General features: G+C 68.1%; 17 protein-coding genes. 4 read left to right on the top strand and 13 right to left on the bottom strand.

What is annotated here, in order from left to right; all coding sequences use genetic code 11:
• The first annotated feature begins 101 nt into the window (after positions 1 to 101).
• A complete protein-coding gene (locus tag AC1VVG_RS24305; RefSeq protein WP_124609436.1) occupies positions 102 to 1,835 on the top strand; it encodes a S53 family peptidase in 1,734 nt (577 codons plus the stop codon).
• Positions 1,836 to 1,884: 49 nt separating this feature from the next.
• On the opposite strand, the gene AC1VVG_RS24300 is transcribed toward AC1VVG_RS24305, so the two are convergent.
• The 5 genes from AC1VVG_RS24300 to AC1VVG_RS24280 all read right to left on the bottom strand — a co-directional run bounded on the left by AC1VVG_RS24300 (position 1,885) and on the right by AC1VVG_RS24280 (position 8,027).
• The gene (locus AC1VVG_RS24300) at positions 1,885 to 3,318 is read right to left on the bottom strand and encodes an MFS transporter (RefSeq protein WP_034185782.1); all 1,434 of its coding nucleotides are present in this window, start codon (positions 3,316 to 3,318) and stop codon (positions 1,885 to 1,887) included.
• A gap of 248 nt (positions 3,319 to 3,566) precedes the next feature.
• Positions 3,567 to 4,403: an ABC transporter permease gene (locus AC1VVG_RS24295; RefSeq protein WP_049032914.1), complete on the bottom strand. Its 837-nt coding sequence runs from the start codon at positions 4,401 to 4,403 to the stop codon at positions 3,567 to 3,569.
• 35 nt (positions 4,404 to 4,438) lie between these two features.
• Positions 4,439 to 5,695, bottom strand: a complete 1,257-nt coding sequence (locus tag AC1VVG_RS24290) for an ABC transporter permease (RefSeq protein ID WP_034185979.1) — start codon at positions 5,693 to 5,695, stop codon at positions 4,439 to 4,441.
• Between the two features lie 111 nt (positions 5,696 to 5,806).
• Positions 5,807 to 6,853 carry an ABC transporter substrate-binding protein gene (locus tag AC1VVG_RS24285; protein WP_034185780.1) on the bottom strand — a complete coding sequence of 349 codons (1,047 nt, stop codon included), beginning with the start codon at positions 6,851 to 6,853 and terminating at the stop codon, positions 5,807 to 5,809.
• A 76-nt stretch (positions 6,854 to 6,929) separates the two neighbouring features.
• Positions 6,930 to 8,027: an ABC transporter ATP-binding protein gene (locus AC1VVG_RS24280; protein WP_034185779.1), complete on the bottom strand. Its 1,098-nt coding sequence runs from the start codon at positions 8,025 to 8,027 to the stop codon at positions 6,930 to 6,932.
• 108 nt (positions 8,028 to 8,135) lie between these two features.
• Between AC1VVG_RS24280 and pdxR the strand changes: the two genes are divergently transcribed.
• Positions 8,136 to 9,659 (top strand): MocR-like pyridoxine biosynthesis transcription factor PdxR, encoded by a 1,524-nt coding sequence (pdxR, locus tag AC1VVG_RS24275; protein ID WP_124609438.1) that lies wholly within the window; start codon positions 8,136 to 8,138, stop codon positions 9,657 to 9,659.
• 47 nt (positions 9,660 to 9,706) lie between these two features.
• Here the strand turns inward: pdxR and AC1VVG_RS24270 are convergent, their stop codons facing one another.
• The 5 genes from AC1VVG_RS24270 to AC1VVG_RS24250 form a co-directional block, all read right to left on the bottom strand.
• Entirely contained in the window at positions 9,707 to 10,738 is a 1,032-nt protein-coding gene (locus AC1VVG_RS24270; protein WP_059558369.1) for a lipase secretion chaperone, read from the bottom strand.
• Positions 10,739 to 10,741: 3 nt separating this feature from the next.
• Positions 10,742 to 11,836 (bottom strand): alpha/beta fold hydrolase, encoded by a 1,095-nt coding sequence (locus AC1VVG_RS24265; protein ID WP_482836468.1) that lies wholly within the window; start codon positions 11,834 to 11,836, stop codon positions 10,742 to 10,744.
• Between the two features lie 219 nt (positions 11,837 to 12,055).
• Complete coding sequence (locus AC1VVG_RS24260) at positions 12,056 to 14,188, bottom strand: TonB-dependent copper receptor (RefSeq protein ID WP_482836467.1); 2,133 nt, start codon at positions 14,186 to 14,188, stop codon at positions 12,056 to 12,058.
• Positions 14,189 to 14,271: 83 nt separating this feature from the next.
• Positions 14,272 to 14,640 (bottom strand): DUF2946 domain-containing protein, encoded by a 369-nt coding sequence (locus AC1VVG_RS24255; protein WP_482836466.1) that lies wholly within the window; start codon positions 14,638 to 14,640, stop codon positions 14,272 to 14,274.
• Between the two features lie 156 nt (positions 14,641 to 14,796).
• Positions 14,797 to 15,333 (bottom strand): cytochrome b, encoded by a 537-nt coding sequence (locus AC1VVG_RS24250; protein ID WP_049036001.1) that lies wholly within the window; start codon positions 15,331 to 15,333, stop codon positions 14,797 to 14,799.
• Between the two features lie 216 nt (positions 15,334 to 15,549).
• On the opposite strand from AC1VVG_RS24250, the gene AC1VVG_RS24245 reads away from it, so the two are divergent.
• Positions 15,550 to 16,188 carry a Pr6Pr family membrane protein gene (locus tag AC1VVG_RS24245; RefSeq protein ID WP_482836463.1) on the top strand — a complete coding sequence of 213 codons (639 nt, stop codon included), beginning with the start codon at positions 15,550 to 15,552 and terminating at the stop codon, positions 16,186 to 16,188.
• 48 nt (positions 16,189 to 16,236) lie between these two features.
• On the opposite strand, the gene AC1VVG_RS24240 is transcribed toward AC1VVG_RS24245, so the two are convergent.
• On the bottom strand, positions 16,237 to 16,968 hold the full coding sequence (locus AC1VVG_RS24240) for a peptidoglycan DD-metalloendopeptidase family protein (RefSeq protein ID WP_034185772.1): 732 nt from the start codon (positions 16,966 to 16,968) through the stop codon (positions 16,237 to 16,239).
• A gap of 444 nt (positions 16,969 to 17,412) precedes the next feature.
• Here AC1VVG_RS24240 and AC1VVG_RS24235 point away from each other — a divergent pair, with 444 nt between their 5' ends.
• Entirely contained in the window at positions 17,413 to 17,733 is a 321-nt protein-coding gene (locus AC1VVG_RS24235) for a hypothetical protein (protein WP_034185771.1), read from the top strand.
• 112 nt (positions 17,734 to 17,845) lie between these two features.
• Here the strand turns inward: AC1VVG_RS24235 and AC1VVG_RS24230 are convergent, their stop codons facing one another.
• The gene (locus tag AC1VVG_RS24230) at positions 17,846 to 18,187 is read right to left on the bottom strand and encodes a DUF4148 domain-containing protein (protein WP_034185770.1); all 342 of its coding nucleotides are present in this window, start codon (positions 18,185 to 18,187) and stop codon (positions 17,846 to 17,848) included.
• A 200-nt stretch (positions 18,188 to 18,387) separates the two neighbouring features.
• Entirely contained in the window at positions 18,388 to 19,800 is a 1,413-nt protein-coding gene (gene gndA / locus AC1VVG_RS24225; protein WP_049031130.1) for an NADP-dependent phosphogluconate dehydrogenase, read from the bottom strand.
• Positions 19,801 to 19,877: the final 77 nt, after the last annotated feature.

Genomic DNA, 19,877 nt, shown 5'->3' with positions numbered 1-19,877 from the left:
CAGCTACCCGAACGACACCGACGCCCTACGCTCGTCACCGCTCGCGGCCCCACAAGGGCCGGGGGTTCCAGTAACGTCGCTTCTCCTAAAAAGGACTCCCGATGAAAAGGAACACCTGGTTTGCCCTTCCCCTTCCGTCGCCCCGCCGCCTCGCGTGCGTGGCGCCGTTCGTGTTCGCCGCCGCCGCGGCGCACGCGACGACGGATTGGGTCGATACTCATACCAAGGCCTTTCTGACCGGCCCGCAGTTGATGGCCCGCAGTGCGGCGCCGTCGCTCGAACTGGCAGCCGGTGAAACGACCAACGTCGTCGTCAGCCTGAAGCTGCGCAATGCCGCGCAGCTCAAGCAACTGGCGCGCGACGTGAACCGGCCCGGCAGCGCGCATTACCGCCAGTACCTGACGCACGAGCAGTTCCTCGCCGACTACGCGCCGACCGATGCACAGGTGAAGTCGGTGGTCGACTATCTGCACAAGAGCGGCTTCGTGAACGTCGAGGTTGCGCCGAACCGCCTGCTGGTCTCCGCCAGCGGCACGGCCGCCACGGTGAAGACGGCGTTCAACACGTCGCTCGTGCACTTCGAGTACGCCGGCCGCTCGGGCTTCGCCAATACGTCGACCGCGCAAGTGCCGCGGGCGCTCGGCGACATCGTCGGTTCGGTGCTCGGGCTGCAGAGCGTCGCGCGGGCGCGGCCGATGCTGCGCATCGGCAACGTCGCGAAGCCGCAGGCGCTCGCGGCCGGCACGGCGACGGGCCACTATCCGAAGGAATTCCCCGGCCTCTACAACGCCACCGGCGTGCCGACCGCGGCCGGCGTGACCGTCGGCATCATCACGATCGGCGGCGTGTCGCAGACGCTGCAGGACCTGAAGCAGTTCACGTCGAGCAACGGCTACGGCACGGTATCGACGCAGACCGTCAAGACCAACGGCTCCGGCGGCAGCTACACCGACGACCAGGACGGCCAGGGCGAATGGGACCTCGACAGCCAGTCGATCGTCGGCTCGGCCGGCGGCCAGGTCGGCAAGCTCGTGTTCTACATGGCGGACCTCAACGCCTCGGGCAACACGGGCCTCACGCAGGCGTTCAACCGCGCGGTATCGGACAACACCGCGAAGGTGATCAACGTGTCGCTGGGCTGGTGCGAAACCGATGCGAACGCGGACGGCACGATCGACGCCGAAGAGCAGATCTTCACGACGGCAGCCGCCCAGGGTCAGACGTTCTCGGTATCGTCGGGCGACGAAGGCGTGTACGAGTGCAACAACCGCGGCTATCCGGACGGCGCGAACTACACGGTGTCGTGGCCGGCTGCGTCGCCGCACGTGCTCGCGATCGGCGGCACGACGCTCTACACGACGTCGGCAGGCGCGTTCTCGAACGAGACCGTGTGGAACGAAGGGCTCGACGGCAACGGCAAGCTGTGGGCGACGGGCGGCGGCGTCAGCACGATCCTGCCCGCACCGTCGTGGCAGTCGGGCAGCAACCGCCAGCTGCCGGACGTCTCGTTCGACGCCGCGCAGAGCACCGGCGCGTACATCTACAACTACGGCCAGTTGCAGCAGATCGGCGGCACGAGCCTCGCCGCGCCGATCTTCACGGGCTTCTGGGCGCGCCTGCTCGCGGCGAACGGCACGGGCCTGGGCTTCCCGGCCGGCAACTTCTACGCGGACATCCCGTCGCACCCGTCGCTCGTGCGTTATGACGTCGTGTCGGGCAACAACGGCTATCAGGGGTATGGCTATACCGCCGGCACCGGGTGGGATCTGACCACCGGCTTCGGCAGCCTGAACATCGCGAACCTCAACCAGCTGATCAAGTCGGGCGGGTTCTGAGCGATGCATGAAGGCCGGTGCGCGGCGGCGTTTGCCGCGCGCCGGCTCGTTACTGTCCCGTACGCTGTTCCGCCGGCTGCGCCGGCACGCGTTCCGGCGCGGCCGGCACCCCCGCGCGATGCGAAGGCGCAAACAACCGCAGTCCGCTCGCGACACTCGCCGCGCCGGCGAACCCCGCGCCGAGCATCAACGCCAGCGTCGGCCCGTGACGCCCCGCGATCCCGAACGACAGCGCCACCAGCGCCGCGCCCGTTGCCTGCCCGATCAGCCGCGCCGTCGCGATGATCCCGCTCGCGCCGCCGCTGCGCTCGGGCGGCGCGCTCGACATCAGCGCCTTCAGGTTCGGCGACTGGAAGAAGCCGAAGCCCGCGCCGCACAGCATCATCCGCCAGCCGATGTCGACGACGCTCGGCGACATCGGCAGCGCGGCGAGCGACACCATGCCCGCGCTCAGCAACGCGAGCCCGATCGCGCCGAGCAGGCCGGGCGGATAACGATCCGACAACCGGCCCGCGATCGGCGCGGCGAACGCGACGATCGCCGACCACGGCGTCATCAGGAAACCCGTCTCGACCGCGCTGCGATGCAGGACGGTTTCGAAATAGAACGGCAGCGACACGAATGCCAGCCCCTGCGCCGCGAACGCACACACGGCCGTCAGTGCGGACAGCGTGAACACGGGCCGGCGAAACAGGTCGACCGGCAGCATCGGCGCCGGGTGCCCGGCCTGGCGGCGGATCAGCAGCCAGCCGAACGCGAGCGCAACCGCGGCCGACGCGAACACGATCGAAAGCGGCCCGCGCTGCGCGAATTCGCCGAGCGCGAAGATCAGCGACGCGAACGTGATCACGTTGAACAATGCGGCGACCGGATCGAACGCATGCTTGCCGCGCGCCGTCTGCGGCAGCGACGGAACCGCCACGGCGAGCGCAATCACGCCGAGCGGCACGTTCACCGCGAACAGCCACGGCCACGCGGCGACCGACAGGATCAGCGACGCGATCGTCGGCCCCACCGCGAACGACACACCGACGACGAGCGCGTTGAAGCCGACGCCGCGTCCGAGCCGGTGCGCGGGAAACAGGCCGCGGATCAGCGCGACGTTGACGCTCATGATCGCGCTCGCACCAAAGCCCTGCACGATCCGCGCGGCCGTCAGCATCGGCAGCGTCGACGCGAGCGAACAGCCGAGCGAGGCGAGCGTGAACACCGCGAGCCCGGCGATGTACACGCGCTTGTGGCCGACGATGTCGCCGAGCGACGCGAACGGCAGCAGCGTCGCGACCATCGCGAGCTGGTACGCGTTGATGATCCATACGGAAGCGGCCGGCGACGCATGCAGGTCGGCGGCGATCGCGGGCAGCGCGGTGTTCGCGATCGCGGTGTCGAGCGTCGCGAGCGCGACGGCCAGCAGCACCGCGGACATCGCGCGCCAGTTGACGGCCGGCTCATGGGCGCCGGCGGGGGAAGCGAATTCGGACAAGATGAGGCTCGGCTGACGAGCGACGCACGGCGTCGCGGATTGAGCGGCGCGGCAACCAACGCGTGCTCCGTGCGCAGCAAACGGAACGCGCGGCACCGCGAACCGTATTGTTGCAGAGCCGCATCGAACGTGCAGGCAACCGCTTCGTCAGTCAGTCAAACGAAAGCTTCGGCGCACCAGGCCGGCTACGTGAGCCTCGTCGGGCACGCAACGCGCGGCGGTGCGCCTGCCGCTGCGTGCGGGCATCGTTACGACACCGCGCGCCGTGCATTGCGCCCGCGCAGCCATTCGAGCGCCAGCAGCAGGCTCGTCGAAAAGATGATCAGGATCGTTGCGAGCGCAGCGATCGTCGGGCTAATGTTCTCGCGGATACCGGTGAACATCTGGCGCGGCAGCGTGGTCTGGTCCGCGCCCGCGAGGAACAGCGTGACGACCACTTCGTCGAACGACGTCGCGAACGCGAACAGCGCGCCCGACATCACGCCCGGCGCGATCACCGGCAGCGTCACGCGGAAGAAGGTCGACACCGGATTCGCGCCGAGCGACAGGCTCGCGCGCACCAGGTTCTGGTTGAAGCCCTGCAGCGTCGCGGCGACCGTCGTCACGACGAACGGCACGCCGAGCGCCGCATGCGCGGCGATCAGGCCGGTGTACGTGTTCGCCAGCCCGAGCGGCGCGAAGAACAGGTACATGCCGACGCCGACGACGACCACCGGCACGATCATCGGCGACAGCAGCACGGCCATCAGCAATCCCTTGCCGCGGAAATCGGCCTTCGTGAGACCGATCGCCGCGAGCGTGCCGAGCACGGTCGCGACGACGGTGGCCGACGGCGCGACGATGAAGCTGTTCTTCGCGGCCATTCGCCACTCGTCCGATGCGATCAGGTTCTCGTACCAGCGTGTCGAGAAACCCGGAATCGGATAGACGAGGAACGTGCTCGACGAAAACGACAGCGGCACGATCGCGAGCACCGGCAGGATCAGGTACAGCAGCGTCAGCACGACGAGCACGCGCAGCGCGACGTACCACGCGCGCTCGACGAACGACATGTGCGGCGCGAACAGCGGCCTGGCGAGTTTCATGGTCCGAATCCCCTTCCCGTTTCGTAGTGCGCGGCTCAGCCGAGGCTCACGTTCGTGCGCGTGAAGCGCCCGTACACGGCGTACAGCACGAGTGTCGCCGCGAGCAGCAGCCCGCCGAGCGCGCACGCCATGCCCCAGTTGATCGTCACGTTCGTGAAGTACGCGACGTAGTAGCTGACCATCTGGTCGTTCGGCCCGCCGAGCAGCGCGGGCGTGATGTAGTAGCCGATCGCGAGGATGAACACGAGCAGCGCGCCCGCGCCGACGCCCGGATAGGTCTGCGGAACGTACACGCGCCAGAACGCGGCGAACGGATGGCTGCCGAGCGATACGGCCGCGCGCTGGTAAGTGGGCGGGATCGACTTCATCACGCTGTACAGCGGCAGAATCATGAACGGCAGCAGGATGTGCGTCATCGAGATGTACACGCCGACGCGGTTGAACAGCAGCGTCAGCGGGTGCGAGATCAGCCCGCTGCCGATCAGCGCCTTGTTGATGAGCCCTTCGCTCTGCAGCAGCACGATCCACGCGGCGACGCGCACGAGCACCGAGGTCCAGAACGGAATCAGCACGAGGATCATCACGAGGTTCGCGCGCCGCTCCGACAGCGTCGAGATCCAGTACGCGAGCGGATAGCCGAGCAGCAGCGCGAACAGCGTGACGGCGATGCCGATCACGAACGTACGGCCGAAGATCGCGAGATAGATCGACTGGTCGGGATCGGCCTGCACGACGTGGCCGAAGCCGTCCTGCTTGTGGTCGAGCGCGGCGAGCAGGTAGAACGGCGACACCTGGCTGCCGTTCTTCGCGATCGCCTGCCAGTATGCGACGTCGCCCCAGCGCGAATCGAGGTCGACGAATTTCTCGCGGGTCTGCGCGGGCGTCAGCGCCGCGCCGTTGTCGCCCTTCAGCGGCATCGCGCGCGCCGTCTTCGCGACGAGCGAGCGATAGCCGGGAATCTCGGTGTTCAGGCGCCGCGCGAGCGCACCCATCGCCTCGCTGTCGGCCACCTTCGTCATGTCGGCCGCGAGCGCGACATACGCGGCGTCGGCCGGCGGCGCCTTGCGGTCCCAGCCCGACAGCGCGGCGACCGTATTCGGCAACGCGGTCGCGATCTCCGGGTTCTGCACCGCGCGCGTGAGCAGCGTGCCGATCGGCACGACGAAGATCAGCAGCAGGAAAATCGCGAGCGGCGCGACCAGCAACAGCGCCATCGTGCGCTTGCGGGCCTCGGCGGCCTTCAGCTCGCGCTTGAGCGCGGCGGTCGACGGCGAGGAAGGCGCGATCGTCATCGTATTCAACGGTTCTCTCCGGCCGGGCACGTTCCGGCGGAATGCCGCGCGACACGATCGACGCGTCGCGCGGCCGGTTGCATCAGGACACCTTTCAGGAAGCCTGACCGGTTACTTCGTCGCCCATGCCGCGAAGCGCTGCTCGAGTTCGTCGCTGTGGTCGGTCCAGAAACCGATGTCTTCCAGCACCGCGTTCTTGCCGTTGGCCGGCGAGTTCGGCAGGTTCGCGAGCGTCTTCGCGTCGAGCGACTTGATCGCCGCGACGTTCGCCGGGCCGTACGCGATGTGCTGCGCATAGGCCTGCTGCGGCTTCGGCGTCAGCGAGTACGCGATGTACTGCTCGGCGAGCGCCTTGTTCGGCGAGCCCTTCGGAATCGCCCAGTAGTCGAGGTCGTAGATGCTGCCGTTCCACACGACCTTCAGGTTCTTGCCTTCCTTCTGCGCGGCATCGATGCGGCCGTTGTACGCGGTCGACATCACGACGTCGCCGGCGACGAGGAACTGCGGCGGCTGCGCGCCGGCTTCCCACCACTGGATGTACGGCTTCAGCTCGTCGAGCTTCTTGAACGCGCGGTCCTGGCCGGCCTTCGTGCCGAGCACCTTGTACACGTCCTTCGTCGCGACGCCGTCGGCCATCAGCGCGAATTCGAGGTTGTAGCGGGCGCCCTTGCGCATCCCGCGCTTGCCGGGGAATTTCTTCACGTTCCAGAAATCGGCCCAGCCGGTCGGCGCCGACTTCAGCTTGTCCGCGTTGTACGACAGCGCGGTCGACCACACGAAGAAACCGACGCCGCACACCTGCGGCGCTTCCGGAATCAGGTCGGATTTCTTCGCGATCTTCGACCAGTCGAGCTTCTCGTACAGGCCTTCGTCGCAGCCGCGGTTCAGGTCGCCCGATTCGACTTCGACCACGTCCCAGTTGACGTGCTTCGCCTCGACCATCGCCTTCACCTTCGCCTGCTCGCCGTTGTACTCGACGGCCGTGACCTTGTTGCCGGTCGCCTTCTCGAACGGCTGGTTGAACGCGACTTTCTGCGCGTCGCCGTTCGCGCCGCCGAAGTTGACGACCGTGAGTTCCGCAGCCGATGCCGATGCACCGACCGCGATCAGTGCCAGCGCGAGTGCCGTGCGGCGTGCAGTAAAGCTTGCTCGTTTCATGATGGTTCCTCTCCTCTCGTGGTGGAAATGGGCTTTGTTGTTGACGACGTGCTGCGGAAAAGCGGGGAAACCGGGATCACGCGAACACGCGCAGGTGTTCGGGCGAGAACGCGAGCGAGACCGGCGCGCCGGGCGAGAACGCGTCGAGCGCGCCCGTGCCCAGCGGCACCTTCACGAAGCATTCGTCCTGGCCTGGCAGCGCACAACGCATGCGCACGTGATCGCCGAAATAGATGAGGCTGCGCGCTTCGCCGCTCAGGCGGTTCGCGGCGGCGCCGTTGGCGTGGCCGCTGGCCGCGAGGCTCATGCGTTCGGGGCGGATGCACGCGACGGCCGACGCGCCCTCGGCGGCTTCGCCGATATGGCGGCCGACGAGCTTCGTGCCGTCGTCGAGCCGGAATTCGCAGAATTCGCCGTCGACGCGTGCGATGGTGCCGCGCAGCCGGTTGCTGTCGCCGATGAAGTTCGCGACGAATTCGTTGCACGGCGATTCGTACAGGCGGTCCACGGTGTCGAGCTGCTGCACGATGCCCTTGTCGAACACGGCGACGCGGTCGGACATCGTCAGCGCCTCGCCCTGGTCGTGCGTCACGTACACGAAGGTCACGCCGAGCTTTTCGTGCAGCGCCTTCAGTTCGTACTGCATGTGTTCGCGCAGCTGCTTGTCGAGCGCGCCGAGCGGCTCGTCCATCAGCACCAGCTTCGGCTCGAACACGAGCGCGCGCGCCAGCGCAATGCGCTGCTGCTGGCCGCCCGACAACTGCGCCGGATAGCGTTTCGCGAAGCGCTCCATCTGCACCATCTTCAGCGCGTGCGCGACGCGCTCCGCGCGTTCGCCGGCCGGCAGCTTGCGCACGGTCAGCGGATACGCGACGTTCTGCTCGACCGTCAGGTGCGGGAACAGCGCGTAGTTCTGGAACACCATGCCGATGTTGCGCTTGTGCGGCGGCACGTTGTTCAGCAACTCGCCGTCGAGGCGGATCTCGCCGCCGGTCGGGAATTCGAAGCCGGCCAGCATCATCAGGCAGGTGGTCTTACCCGAACCCGACGGCCCGAGCAGCGTCAGGAATTCCCCTCGGTGGATGTCGAGGTCGAGCGATTTGACGACCAGCGTTTCCCCGTCGTAGGTCTTCCGCACGCCGCGAAAGCTGACGATCACATCATCGGACTTCATCGTGGCTGTCCCCTTGCTTCGCGACAAATGATTTTGAGATGCGAGCCACTATACGGTGCGCACGGTTCTATACTAGGGAACCATTTCAATATTCCAAGTAGGACCACTTTGGATACCGTGATCGTCGCCGACTGGCTCTCCGGCCGTCTCGACCGCAGCTCGCCGGAGCCGATGTACCGGCAGTTGCTGCAGCTGATGCAGCAGGCCATCCTGACAGGGGAATTAGGGCCAGGGACGAAACTGCCGAGTTCGCGCACGCTCGCGGGCGACCTGTCGATCGCGCGCAATACCGTGCTGCACGTGTACGACCAGCTGACGGCAGAAGGCTACGTGCTGACGACGACCGGCAGCGGCACCTATGTGGCCGACACGCGGCCTGACGCCGCGGCAATCCATGCACCGGGCGCGGCGCCGCCGCCATCGGCCGCCGACGAACTGCCGCCGCCGGACGCGCAGGGCAGCCTGTCGACGCGCGGCCGGCAGTTGATCGCGCACGCGGGCGTATCGCGGCGCCAGTGGGGTGCGTTCATGCCGGGCGTGCCGGACGTGTCGGAATTCCCGAGCCGCACGTGGAGCCGCCTGCAGGCGCGGCTGTGGAAGGAAGCCAATCCCGAGCTGCTGACGTACGCGCCGGGCGGCGGCTACCGGCCGTTGCGGCGCGCGCTTGCCGACTACCTGCGCGTCGCGCGCTCGGTCAAATGCTCGCCGGACCAGGTGATCATCACGACGGGCATCCACCAGTCGATCGATCTCGCGGTGCGGCTGCTGTCCGACATCGGCGATCGCGCGTGGGTCGAGGAGCCGTGCTACTGGGGCGTGCGCAGCGTGCTGCAGGCGGCCGGCCTCGCGCTCGCCCCGGTGCCGGTCGACCAGGAAGGGCTCGACCCGCGCGCGAGCGACATGCAGCATCCGCCGCGGCTCGTGCTCGTCACACCGTCGCACCAGTACCCGCTCGGCATGGTGATGAGCCTCGCACGGCGCCGGATGCTGCTCGAATACGCGCGCCAGCACCGCTGCTGGATCATCGAGGACGACTACGACAGCGAATTCCGCTACGGCAGCCGGCCGCTCGCGTCGCTGCAGGGGCTCGACGACGGCGGCCGCGTGATCTACGTCGGCAGCCTCGGCAAGATGCTGTTCCCGGGGCTGCGGATGGGCTACATGGTCGTGCCCGAACATCTGGTCGATACGTTCCGCACCGGGCTGTCCGAGCTGTACCGCGAAGGCCAGCTGATGCAGCAGGCCGTGCTCGCCGAATTCATCATGGACGGTCACCTCACCTCGCACGTCAGACGAATGCGCACCCTGTACGGCGAGCGCCGGCAACTGATGATCGACGCGATCCGCACGCGCTTCGGCGACGCGCTCCCGGTGATGGGCGACGAGGCCGGCCTGCATCTGGTGCTCGGCCTGCCCGACGCATGCGACGATCGCGCGGTCACGCAGAGCGCGTTCGACGCGGGCGTGATCGTTCGGCCGCTCACGAGCTACTACAGCAACCTCGACACCGCGCGGCAGGGCCTGCTGCTCGGCTATGCGTGCGTCCCGCACGAAAGCATCGGGCCCGCGTTCGACACGCTCGCCGATACCATCGAGCAACATCTGCCGCGCGACATCACACGCGCCGCATAAAGCCGCATAAGGCCGCATCAGACCGCCCCCACCCAGGGCCGCCCGCGTCATTGCATGCTGCCGGCCCCGCGATCGAGCGATGCCGCGCGCACGGCTTCGCCGGGCTTCGTGAACACGCGTTGCCGCAAGGCGGCGATCCGCGCGTCGCGGTCCTGCGGCGACAGGCCGGCCGATTCGATCTGCGCGCGCTGCGCCGCATAGTCCGCGTAGCGGCTCTGCCACGACGCGTCGTCCTGCTGCATCTGCGCGACGCGCGCGGCGGCCTCGGGGCCGAGCGTCTGCGTCAGCTGCGCGCGCATTGCGTCGGGTGTCGCGCCGCGCTTCTGCAGCTGAGCGATCTGGTCGATCGCGGCGCGCTGCCGGTCGATCCGCTGCTGCGCCGCCCGCTCGTCGGCCGGCATCTGCTGCTCCAGCGCCGCGAGCCGCTCGGCCTTCTGCGCATCGGTCAGCGAGCGATCCTGAGTGATCTTCAAGCGTGCGAGGTCGTAGCGCTGCCGCCACTGCTCCGCGCCGAAGAACGGCTGGCTCCAGTCGCCGAGCGTGCGGGACGCGATCGACGCACGCTGATCGAGCGCGAGCTGCAGCGCGCCCAGGTCGGACTTGTCGACCGCGCCGGCATCGCGCAGTTTCGCGAGCGCATCCAGATACGCGCGATAGCGGTGCCACACGTCGAGCGCCTCGGGCTGCGCCGCCGTGCCGTCGAGCTGCGCGGCGATTTCACGCGCGACGAACGCATCGAGCGCGGTCGCGCTCAAATCGCTCTGCGCCGTCAGGCAATAGTCGAAGAAATCGCGCACCGCGCGCGACTTCGCGAGATGGCCGCCGGCGTCGAGCGGCAGCCGCGGCGCGCTGGAACCGGCCAGCGACGGCGGCAGGCCCGCGCTCGCCGGCACGGCCGCCTGCGGCGAGGCGGCAGCCGCGCCCGCCACCGCCGCGTCCGGTGCGTCACCGGCGGCGACCGACCCGTGATGCCGGCCCGCTCCGCTCCACATCGCGACGCCGGCGATCGCCGCCAGCCCCACGACACCGTAGACCGCTGCGCGCCGCGCCAGCGGCGCGCGCCCTTCACGTGCCGTCATCGATTACACGCCCGCGCGCTGCAGCCGATTCGCATGCGTGCGGATCACCGCGACCGGATCTTCCGCATACGCGCCGCGCACGCCGAGCAACTGGTTGATCTCGTCGATGTGGTTCCACTTGTAGCTCGTGCTCAGCACCTTGCCGTACAGCGCGCTGCACTTCGACACGAGCCCGTCGTTCTGGCCCGACCCGCGGTTGATCATCACCGTGCCGGTGCCCAACAGCGCGAGCGTCGACAGGTCGAGCGCGTTTGCGGGATCGACGAGCGGAATGGTGCTCGTGTCCGTCGCCCCCGTCACGCCGAGCACGGAAAGCGTCGGCTGGATCGCGGTACCGGCCCACGAATACAGCAGATGCGTGTTGCCGCCCACCGTTTCCGTCGGTGCGCCGGTCTGGCAACTGCCCGGCGCGCCCAGGCCCGCGCTCGGATAGTTCCGGTTGTAGGTCGCCGCCTGCGCGGTCGTCAGCGTCTTCAGCGATGCGAGCGCGTCCTGGTTCGTGTTGTGACTGCTGTTCGTCAGGATCCCGAACACATTGACGAACGCGGCGATCACCGTCGACGACAGCCCGGTCGGATCGTACGCGAGCACGCTCTGCACGAAGTCCGCGAACTCGGAGCCGCGATGCGGCGTGCCGATCGTCGTCACCGACGCGACGAGATCGGGCGCGACGGCCGCGACATAGCGCGAGGTCAGCCCGCCCTGGCTGTGACCGACGAGATTGACCTTGGTCGCCCCCGTCGCGGCGAGCACCGTCTTCACGTAGGCGAGCAGCTGTTCGCCGCGGCCGTTCGGGCCGTCGTCGCTCTGGAAGCCGGACAGGTTCGCGACGTAGACGGTCGCGCCGTGCTGCTGCAGATCCTCCTGGATGCCGTACCAGTACTCGAGCACGCCGGCGTACTTGTCGGTGCCCGTGAGCCCGTGCACGAAGATGATCGGATAACGCGTCGCCGCGTAGTTGTCGGCGGGCGCGGTCGCCGCCATCGCCGAGCGGGTCGTCGCGAGTGTCGTCAGCGCGGTCGTCGCCGCGAACGGTGCGACGCTCATCGCGCATGCCACTGCCCCTGCCATTACCCTGGAACGCATCGATCTGGCCATGCATGTTCTCCTGATTATTGTGCTGCCGGTGCGAATGACACCGGATCGACACGCACGCCGCATCGCGCGCATCGTGTGCGTCGAATGCGGGAGTGAATCACGAGTCGCGAACGTTTGCGCCCTGACTAGATACGGTTCTCTAATCGGTTGACGCGCCCCGCCCGTTCGGGCGGGGCCGCGTTCACGCGCAGGCATGCTGCAATGCACACGCGCCGCGCGCTACAGCTTCGCGCTCACGCGCACCCACGCGGTCCGGCCCGGTTCCATCACCGGCGCGTTCGCCGGATAGCCGAAGCCCGCGTTGCCGGCAAGGTTCAGATGTTCGGTGTAGGCCTTGTTCAGCACGTTGTCGACGCCGACCGAGACCTGCACGGTCTTGCTGACGTTGTATTGCGTGTGCAGCGACAGCACGCCGAATCCGGCGCTCGGGCCGAAGTCCTTGCCGACCACGTTGCCCTCGTTCAACGCATAACGATGCTGCGGCGCAACGATCCGCCACAGGCCGCCGGCCGACCATGCGCCGCGCGTGTATTCGAGCCCGATGCGCGCCTCGAGCGGCGGCATCTGCGGCAGCGGATCGCCGCTCGCGACGTTGCGCCCCCACGCATACGCGAGCGACGTCTCGACGCGCAAGGGCGCCACCGGCCGCCACGACACGCCCGCTTCCCCGCCCATGATCTGCGCGTTGACGTTGGTCGCCTGCGTGGTCGCGCCCATCATGCCGGCCGCGTAGTTGAACAGGATGAAGTCCTGCACGTAGCCCGCGTACGCCGACACCCACGCGTCGAACCGGTCGCTCTTGTACTGCGCGCCGATGTCGACCTGCGTGGTCTTCTCCGGCTGCACCGCCGAGAACGCGTTGACCGAACCGGCCGGCCCGCGCGTCGCGGAGAACAGTTCCCAGTAGTCGGGATAACGCTCGGCATGACCGATCCCCGCGTACAACGTGACGGGCAGCGACGCGAGATCGCGCTCGTAGCGCACGAAGCCGCTCGGCAACACGCGCGAGCGATCGTCGTCGAAGGTCGGGTTCGGCTTGCTCATCATCATCCCGCTCTTCATCGCGCGCTTGTCGCGAGCGCCGGCGTAGTCGATGCGCGCGCCGCCGATCACGCGCGACACTTCGCTCGCATACCACGTCAGCTCGCCGAACGCGCCCGCGTTCCACATCGTCGCCTGCGCGTCCCACGGCTGGTCGCGGTAGTTCTGCTGCCCCATCGACGAGCGCGAGTCGAGCCGGTTCGATTGCGCGTCGACACCCGTCACGAGCTTGAAGTCGTCGCCGAAACGGAACGTCGCGGCCGCGCGTGCCCCGACCGTACGGCGCCGCACGTCGGCCGCCATCCGCATCGGCATGCTGCTCGACGGGTCGGGCTGCCGCAACGTGTAGTTGTCCATCACGTGATCGGCTTCGTTGTAGTACACGCGCGCCTCGATCCGGTCGAGCACGTCGCCGAGGTGGCGCTTGTCGAACGACAGCCCGAATGTGTCGCGGCGGAAATGCGCGCCGTCCATTCCACGGCCCGCGTAACGCGCATAGCCGTCGCCGGTGCCGGCGGTCAGCTCGACACGCGTGTGGTCGTCGGGGGTCCAGCCGAGCGCCGCGTCGGCGTTCCACTTGTCCCACTGCGACGGCACCGTGTTGCCGTTGCCGTCCTTGTAGTCCTGCGAATGCGCGTGGTTCGCGCTGACGCGGCCGTAGACGTCCGGCGTGCCGGCCGTCAGATCGAGGTTCTGGTCGTTGCGGCCGAACGATCCGCCGACCAGGCTGCCGTCGAAGCGCATGCCCGGCCGCTCGAAACGCGGCGTCACGCGCTCGAACAGCACGGTGCCGGCCGATGCGCCGGGACCGTACAGCACGGTCTGCGGCCCCTTCACGACGGTGACCTTGTCGTAGCTTTCCGGCGCGATGTACGACGTCGGCGCATCCATCCGGTTCGGGCATGCGCCGAGCGTCGGCATGCCGTTCGCCAGGATGTTCAGCCGCGAACCGAACATCCCGCGCAGCACGGGGTCGCCGTTCGTGCCGCCGCTGCGGATCGACGTGAAGCCGGGAATCGTCTTCAGGTAATCCGCGCCGTCGCTGGCGGGCAGCGGCTGGCGCGGCGCCTTCGGATCCGTGACGACGACGAGCGGCGTCGACAGCGGCGACGCGACGACCTCGACGGGCGGCAGCGGCACGGCCGCCTCGTTCACGGGCGCGACGTCCGCACGCGCCGTTTCGGCTGCCGCGGCAGTCGCGGCCAGCGCGCCGACGGCCAGCGCGGGCACGGCAAGTTTCAACATTCGCGGCACGCGCCGCGCACGGGTATTGCGTGACGCCCGCGGCGCACGCAACTGGAAATGGGTCATGATCGAAAGCCCGAGTGACGCCCTCCACGCGGCCGCGACGGGCCGCACGGATATCGGCGGGAGTAGGAACGGAGAACAGCGCGTCAGGCGCGCTCGGGCGGTGCGCGTGGATACGCGCGCGGATAGCGGTCGGCACACGCCGCGACGACAGGCGGCGCGGCGGCGGAAACGGAAAAGGCGGGAACGGAAGCGAACGACGCGGCGGCCGGCGCGCCGAGCGCGGGGCTATGAGCGAAGAAACCGCAGTAGCCGCACGCGTCGAGATGCAGCGCATGATCGTGCATGCCGCGCGCATCGGCCGGCCGATGCGCGCCATGCTCCGTACTGCAGACGATTGCGTCCGGCGTGGCCGCCTGCGCGATGCGCCACTGCGACACCAGCGGCGCCGCGATCGCGATCCAGATCGCGAGCACGCCGAGCCAGGCGGTCAGGTGACGATGTCGATGCAGCATGCGCGGCGGCGAGTAAGCGGAATGTAAAAGCAGCCGAGATGTTACAGAATGTTCAACGCGATGGCCAGTCGCCGGCGCCGGTAAACGGACCGGGGGCGCATGGTTGTCGACGCAACCATGCGCCCCCGCCCGCGAGACGCGCCATGCACGCGGCGATCAGGGCGCCATGCGCCGCAGCACGTCGTCGCGCCGGATGAAGTGGTGGTACAGCGCGGCCAGCGCATGCAGGCCGATCACGAAGTAGAACGCGTTGCCGATCAGTTCGTGCGCTTCCTTGATCGTCGGCCGCAGCGCCTTGTCGGGGCCGACCAGCGTGAACGACACGCCGAGCCAGTCGAGCGACACCGGCTTGCCGCCCAGGTTGATCATCATGATGCCGAGCAGCGGCTGCGCGAGGATGAACACGTAGAGCGCGACATGCGCGAGCTTCGACAGCCAGCGCAGCAGCGCCGCCTGCGGAATCGCTTCCGGCACGCGGCTGACGACACGCCACAGCACGCGCAGCACCGACAGCACGAGCACGAACGTACCGGCGGTGAGGTGCACGTTCATCCAGAACACGCGGCTGTCGCTGCCCTTCGGGCCGCGGATCTCGATGGCCAGGTAGGCCAGCGCCACCAGCACGAAGATGGCCCAGTGGAAGAAGATCGCGGGCGAGCTGTAGCGCGTCTGTTTCGCGAGGATGTTTCTCATGCGTCGTCTCGTGTTGTATGCGGGGAGGCGCGCGGGCGGCAAGCGGCCCCGCGCCCGACAAAGCTTCCGCGATTGTAGCCGCACGGGCGTCCGGTTTTACGCGGCGCGGTCAAATATCCGACGAATCGCCGGCGCGCCCCTCATATGGAAAGTCCGCATCGCGCACGCAAACGGCTGTGGCACGATGAAGCTTTGGTGCGACGGCGCGCGGGCATCATGAGCAAGGCGTTCTTCGTTGCGGCCTATCGGCTGACCGCCGCGTTGCTCGCGGTATCCACCACGCTGCACAGCGTCGCCGACTACTGGCGCCTGCCGGACTTCCATCTCGGCAACTATCTCAGCTACTTCACGCAACTGAGCAGCCTCTACGCGGCCGCGATGCTGGCCGCGGGCCTCTGGCGCATCGCCCGCCCCGGCTCGGCCCGCTACGAATCGATGCGCGGCGCCGCCGTGCTGTACGTGCTGATCACCGCGATCGTCTACGAACTCCTGCTGGCGCGGCTCGATGCGCTGCGCCATGTCACGCCTGCGTTCAACAACTGGGTGCTGCACCGGATCGTGCCGCTCGTGATGCTGTGCGACTGGCTGTACGTGGAACCGCGCCGGCCGATCGCGCGAAGCAGCGCGTTCGCGTGGCTCGGTTTTCCGGTCGTCTATCTCGGCTATACGCTCGTGCGCGGCGCGTTCGAGAACTGGTATCCCTACCCGTTCGTCGATCCGCGGCCGCACGGCTACCTGCCGGTCGCGATCCAGTGTTCGCTGATCGCGCTTGGCGCGGCGGCGCTCGCGCTGGGTATCCGCTGGCTCGGCAACCACGCTAGACAGTCCGGTACCGCGACGCTCGGGGAAAGATGAAGGCGGGAGCGTGTGCGCCGCCCGGCGCACACGGGGTCATGCAGGCCGTCAGCCGCCGTTGCGCGGCAGGAAGTTCATCGGATCGACGACCTTGCCGTTCTGGCGGACTTCGAACTCGAACGTCGATCGACCGCTCGCGTCGGTGCCCATCTCGGCGACCGGCTGGCCCTGGCGGACCGCGTCGCCTTCGTTGACGAGCAGCTTGCCGTTGTGCCCGTAGGCCGTGATGAGGCCGTTGTCGTGCTTCAGGATCACGAGCGGGCCGTATGCCTTGACGCCGGACCCGGCGTAGACCACGCGCCCGTTCGCCGCGGCCCGCACCGAGTGGTCGGGCCCGGACGCGGCGATCACGACGCCGCGTGTCTTGCCGGCCGCGAACGGCGTCGCGACGACGCCGGTTGCCGGCCAGGCGAGCGAGCCCGGCGCGGCCGCGGCGGGCGGCTGCCCGGGCGACGGCGCGGCGGACGGCGGCGCCACGCGCAGCACTTGGCCGGGCGACACGGCGTCGGTCGGCGCCATGTGATTCCAGCCGGCCACGTCCTGCACGCGTTGCCCGTAGGCACTCGCGATGCCCGCGAGCGTATCGCCCGGGTTCACGCGGTAATAGCCAGCGATCACGCCCGGCGTCGCTGCCGACATCGGGGTCGACTGGCGCGCCGGTTGCCAGTTGTCGGTCCACGGCGTCAGCGTACAGCCCGACAGCGCGACGGCGGCAGCGACTAGCGCCGCCTGCGGCAACCAGCGCGTCAGCGCATCGTGGATGGGAATAGTTTCTCTCAAGGGTCCTCCCGGATTTGCGTCGCGACGCCGCCCACCGCCCCCCGGTGCGCGACGCACGATGTCCGGCCGGACGGCCGGACCAATCAGTATCCGACCGCTCGCGCGGCCGTCAGTTTCCACAGCGGAACGTCCGCGCGAAGGGGCTCACCGGCCCCTTTTTCGCACTTTCCAGTGTCGTCCCGACCGGCAAAGATACCATTTGTCGCGGTCGGGACCGCGTCGGCTGCCGGTTCCGGCAACAATCTTGCAGCGCCGCACGGGCGTGGCGGCGGCCTGCGAGCCGCGCCGGGCGGGCCGTCCGGCGGGCTTCAAGCGGGCTTCGGGCGGGTTTTCCACCCGCGCCGCCGCATGCGCAGCCCATCCCGCCGCCGTCACATTCCCCGCTTCGATCGCCGCCTATACTCGGTGATGCAGCGCGATCCAATGACAACGAGGAGCATGACAATGAACAACGCGACGTTTCTTTCCGTGCAGCTCGACGCCGACGATTTCGCCGGCTCCAGCGGCCTGGTCGAATTGCTCAACCGGCACCTGCTGTTCGCGACCGATGTCGCCGAAGCGGCCGATGCGCTCGTCCAGCTGGCGAGCGTCGCGCACATGACGGGCGCCACGCGCCACAGCGTCGAGCTGCCGATCCTCGCGATCGAACGGCTGCGCGACGCACTCGACACGCTGAGCGGCTACGACGAAACGTGGCTGCAGGTGCTGGAACCGGCCGAAGCGCTGTTCCGCGATATCGGGCGCGGCCGCCGCCCGCTGCATTGAGCGCCGGCGCGTCACGCGCCGCCAATGAAAACAGCCCGCCGTTCCGCATGATGGAACGACGGGCTGTTTGTACTACAGAGGGTCGGATCCGGCCGCCGGGGCGGCCGCACCATTAACGACCCTTGTAGACCGGTGCGCCGTCAGCGATACGCTTGACTTGCCAGCCGGTCTTTGCAGCAGCCGGAGCGCCCGATTCTTGCGCGGCGGCCGGTTGCGCGCCGTAGCCGGTCGTGTCGGCAGCGGCAACGTTTTGTTGCGGGTTCAGACGTGCTTCGGCAGCCTGGATGCCTTCCGGGTAGTTCGTGCGGTCGCTGCCCAGCTTGTAGCCGGCCTGCTGGACGGCGACGAGATCGGCCTTCACCTGTGCACGGGTGACGGGCGCGTTTTGGGCAAACGAGACGGCGGGAACGGCGAGGACAGCAGCTGCGGCGAACGTTGCGATCAGCGATTTCATGATTACCTCCGGGATTTTTTTGCTCCGCCGCACACACCATGTCTGCAGCGATGGAACAGAGTTTAGTCCCGGCAGCACCTAGGGAAAACCATGAAAGAACGAAAACACTGTTTCCCCGGAGCCAACAATGTCGGCATCCGGGATAGAAAAACCCTATTCAAAGAATAGATTTTCGCAACAATGCTGCCCCCACGCGCCGGTTACGACCAGTTCGCGTGGAAGCTGCCCGGCTGGTCGGTACGCTCGAACGTATGCGCGCCGAAGAAGTCGCGCTGCGCCTGCACGAGGTTCGCCGGCAGCCGCTCGGAACGGTAGCTGTCGAAGTACGCGACCGCCGACGCGAACGCCGGGACCGGCACGCCGGCCTTGACCGCGGCGACCACGACGTCGCGCAGCGCCGTCTGGTAGTTCGCGGCGATGTCCTTGAAGTACGGGTCGAGCAGCAGGTTCGCGAGCGCCGGATCCTTCGCGTAGGCGTCGGTGATCTTCTGCAGGAAGCGCGCGCGGATGATGCAGCCCGCGCGGAAGATCTTCGCGATCGTCCCGAGATCGAGGTTCCAGCCGTACTCTTCCGACGCCGTGCGCAGTTGCGCGAAGCCCTGCGCGTACGAGATCACCTTGCTCAGGTACAGCGCGCGGCGCACCGCTTCGACGAACGCGGCGCGATCGCCGTCGAACGGCGCGGCGGCCGGGCCCGACAGGATCTTGCTGGCCGCGACGCGCTCGGTCTTCAGCGACGACAGCACGCGCGCGAACACCGACTCGGTGATGAGCGGCAGCGGCACGCCGAGATCCAGCGCGTTCTGGCTCGTCCACTTGCCGGTGCCCTTCTGCGCGGCGCGATCGAGGATCACGTCGACGAGGTGCTTGCCGGTCTCCTCGTCCTTCTTGCCGAAGATCTTCGACGTGATCTCGATCAGGTAGCTGTCGAGTTCGCCCTGGTTCCATTCGGTGTACACCGCGCCGAGTTCGTCGTTGGTCAGGCCCGCGACGTCCTTCAGCACCGAGTAGCTTTCGGCGATCAGCTGCATGTCGCCGTATTCGATACCGTTGTGGACCATCTTCACGTAGTGGCCCGCACCGTCCGGGCCCATGTACGCGACGCACGGCTCGCCGTCCGACGGCGCCTTCGCGGCGATCTGCTTGAGGATCGGCTCGACGAGGTCGTACGCGTCGCGCTGGCCGCCGGGCATGATCGACGGGCCGCGCAGCGCGCCCTCCTCGCCGCCCGACACGCCGGTGCCGATGAAGTGCAGGCCCGACTGCGCGAGTTCCTGGTTGCGGCGGATCGTGTCGGTGAAGTGCGTATTGCCGCCGTCGATCAGCACGTCGCCCTTCTCGAGCAGCGGCTTGAGCGACGCGATCGTCGCATCGGTCGCCTCGCCGGCTTTCACCATCATCAGGATCCGGCGCGGCGTTTCCAGCGACGCGACGAATTCTTCGAGCGTATAGGTCGGCACCAGGTTGCGGCCGGGGAATTCGGCGATCAGTTCGTCGGTTTTCTCGCGGCTGCGGTTGTACACCGACACCGCGTAACCGCGGCTCTCGATATTGAGTGCGAGATTGCGGCCCATCACCGCAAGTCCGATCACACCGATTGCTTGTTTGCCCATTAGTCAATTCTCCGGAAAAAACGGGGCGCGACCCGAACCGGGCCGCGCGCACAGGCGAAAGGATAGTGGAAACCCGG

The organism is Burkholderia sp. L-4 (assembly GCF_056856535.1).
Note: the sequence above shows the minus strand (reverse complement) of the source record. Positions and strands in the feature narration are given on the sequence as shown.

Bases quoted from the DNA above. Each gene is read 5' to 3' on its own strand.
- AC1VVG_RS24235 (WP_034185771.1), top strand. From the start codon at position 17,413: ATGAACAACGCGACGTTTCTTTCCGTGCAGCTCGACGCCGACGATTTC.
- AC1VVG_RS24230 (WP_034185770.1), bottom strand. From the start codon at position 18,187: ATGAAATCGCTGATCGCAACGTTCGCCGCAGCTGCTGTCCTCGCCGTT.
- AC1VVG_RS24245 (WP_482836463.1), top strand. From the start codon at position 15,550: ATGAGCAAGGCGTTCTTCGTTGCGGCCTATCGGCTGACCGCCGCGTTG.
- AC1VVG_RS24290 (WP_034185979.1), bottom strand. From the start codon at position 5,695: ATGACGATCGCGCCTTCCTCGCCGTCGACCGCCGCGCTCAAGCGCGAG.
- AC1VVG_RS24280 (WP_034185779.1), bottom strand. From the start codon at position 8,027: ATGAAGTCCGATGATGTGATCGTCAGCTTTCGCGGCGTGCGGAAGACC.
- AC1VVG_RS24285 (WP_034185780.1), bottom strand. From the start codon at position 6,853: ATGAAACGAGCAAGCTTTACTGCACGCCGCACGGCACTCGCGCTGGCA.
- gndA (WP_049031130.1), bottom strand. From the start codon at position 19,800: ATGGGCAAACAAGCAATCGGTGTGATCGGACTTGCGGTGATGGGCCGC.
- AC1VVG_RS24255 (WP_482836466.1), bottom strand. From the start codon at position 14,640: ATGCTGCATCGACATCGTCACCTGACCGCCTGGCTCGGCGTGCTCGCG.
- AC1VVG_RS24270 (WP_059558369.1), bottom strand. From the start codon at position 10,738: ATGACGGCACGTGAAGGGCGCGCGCCGCTGGCGCGGCGCGCAGCGGTC.
- AC1VVG_RS24250 (WP_049036001.1), bottom strand. From the start codon at position 15,333: ATGAGAAACATCCTCGCGAAACAGACGCGCTACAGCTCGCCCGCGATC.
- AC1VVG_RS24305 (WP_124609436.1), top strand. From the start codon at position 102: ATGAAAAGGAACACCTGGTTTGCCCTTCCCCTTCCGTCGCCCCGCCGC.
- AC1VVG_RS24265 (WP_482836468.1), bottom strand. From the start codon at position 11,836: ATGGCCAGATCGATGCGTTCCAGGGTAATGGCAGGGGCAGTGGCATGC.
- AC1VVG_RS24260 (WP_482836467.1), bottom strand. From the start codon at position 14,188: ATGACCCATTTCCAGTTGCGTGCGCCGCGGGCGTCACGCAATACCCGT.
- AC1VVG_RS24295 (WP_049032914.1), bottom strand. From the start codon at position 4,403: ATGAAACTCGCCAGGCCGCTGTTCGCGCCGCACATGTCGTTCGTCGAG.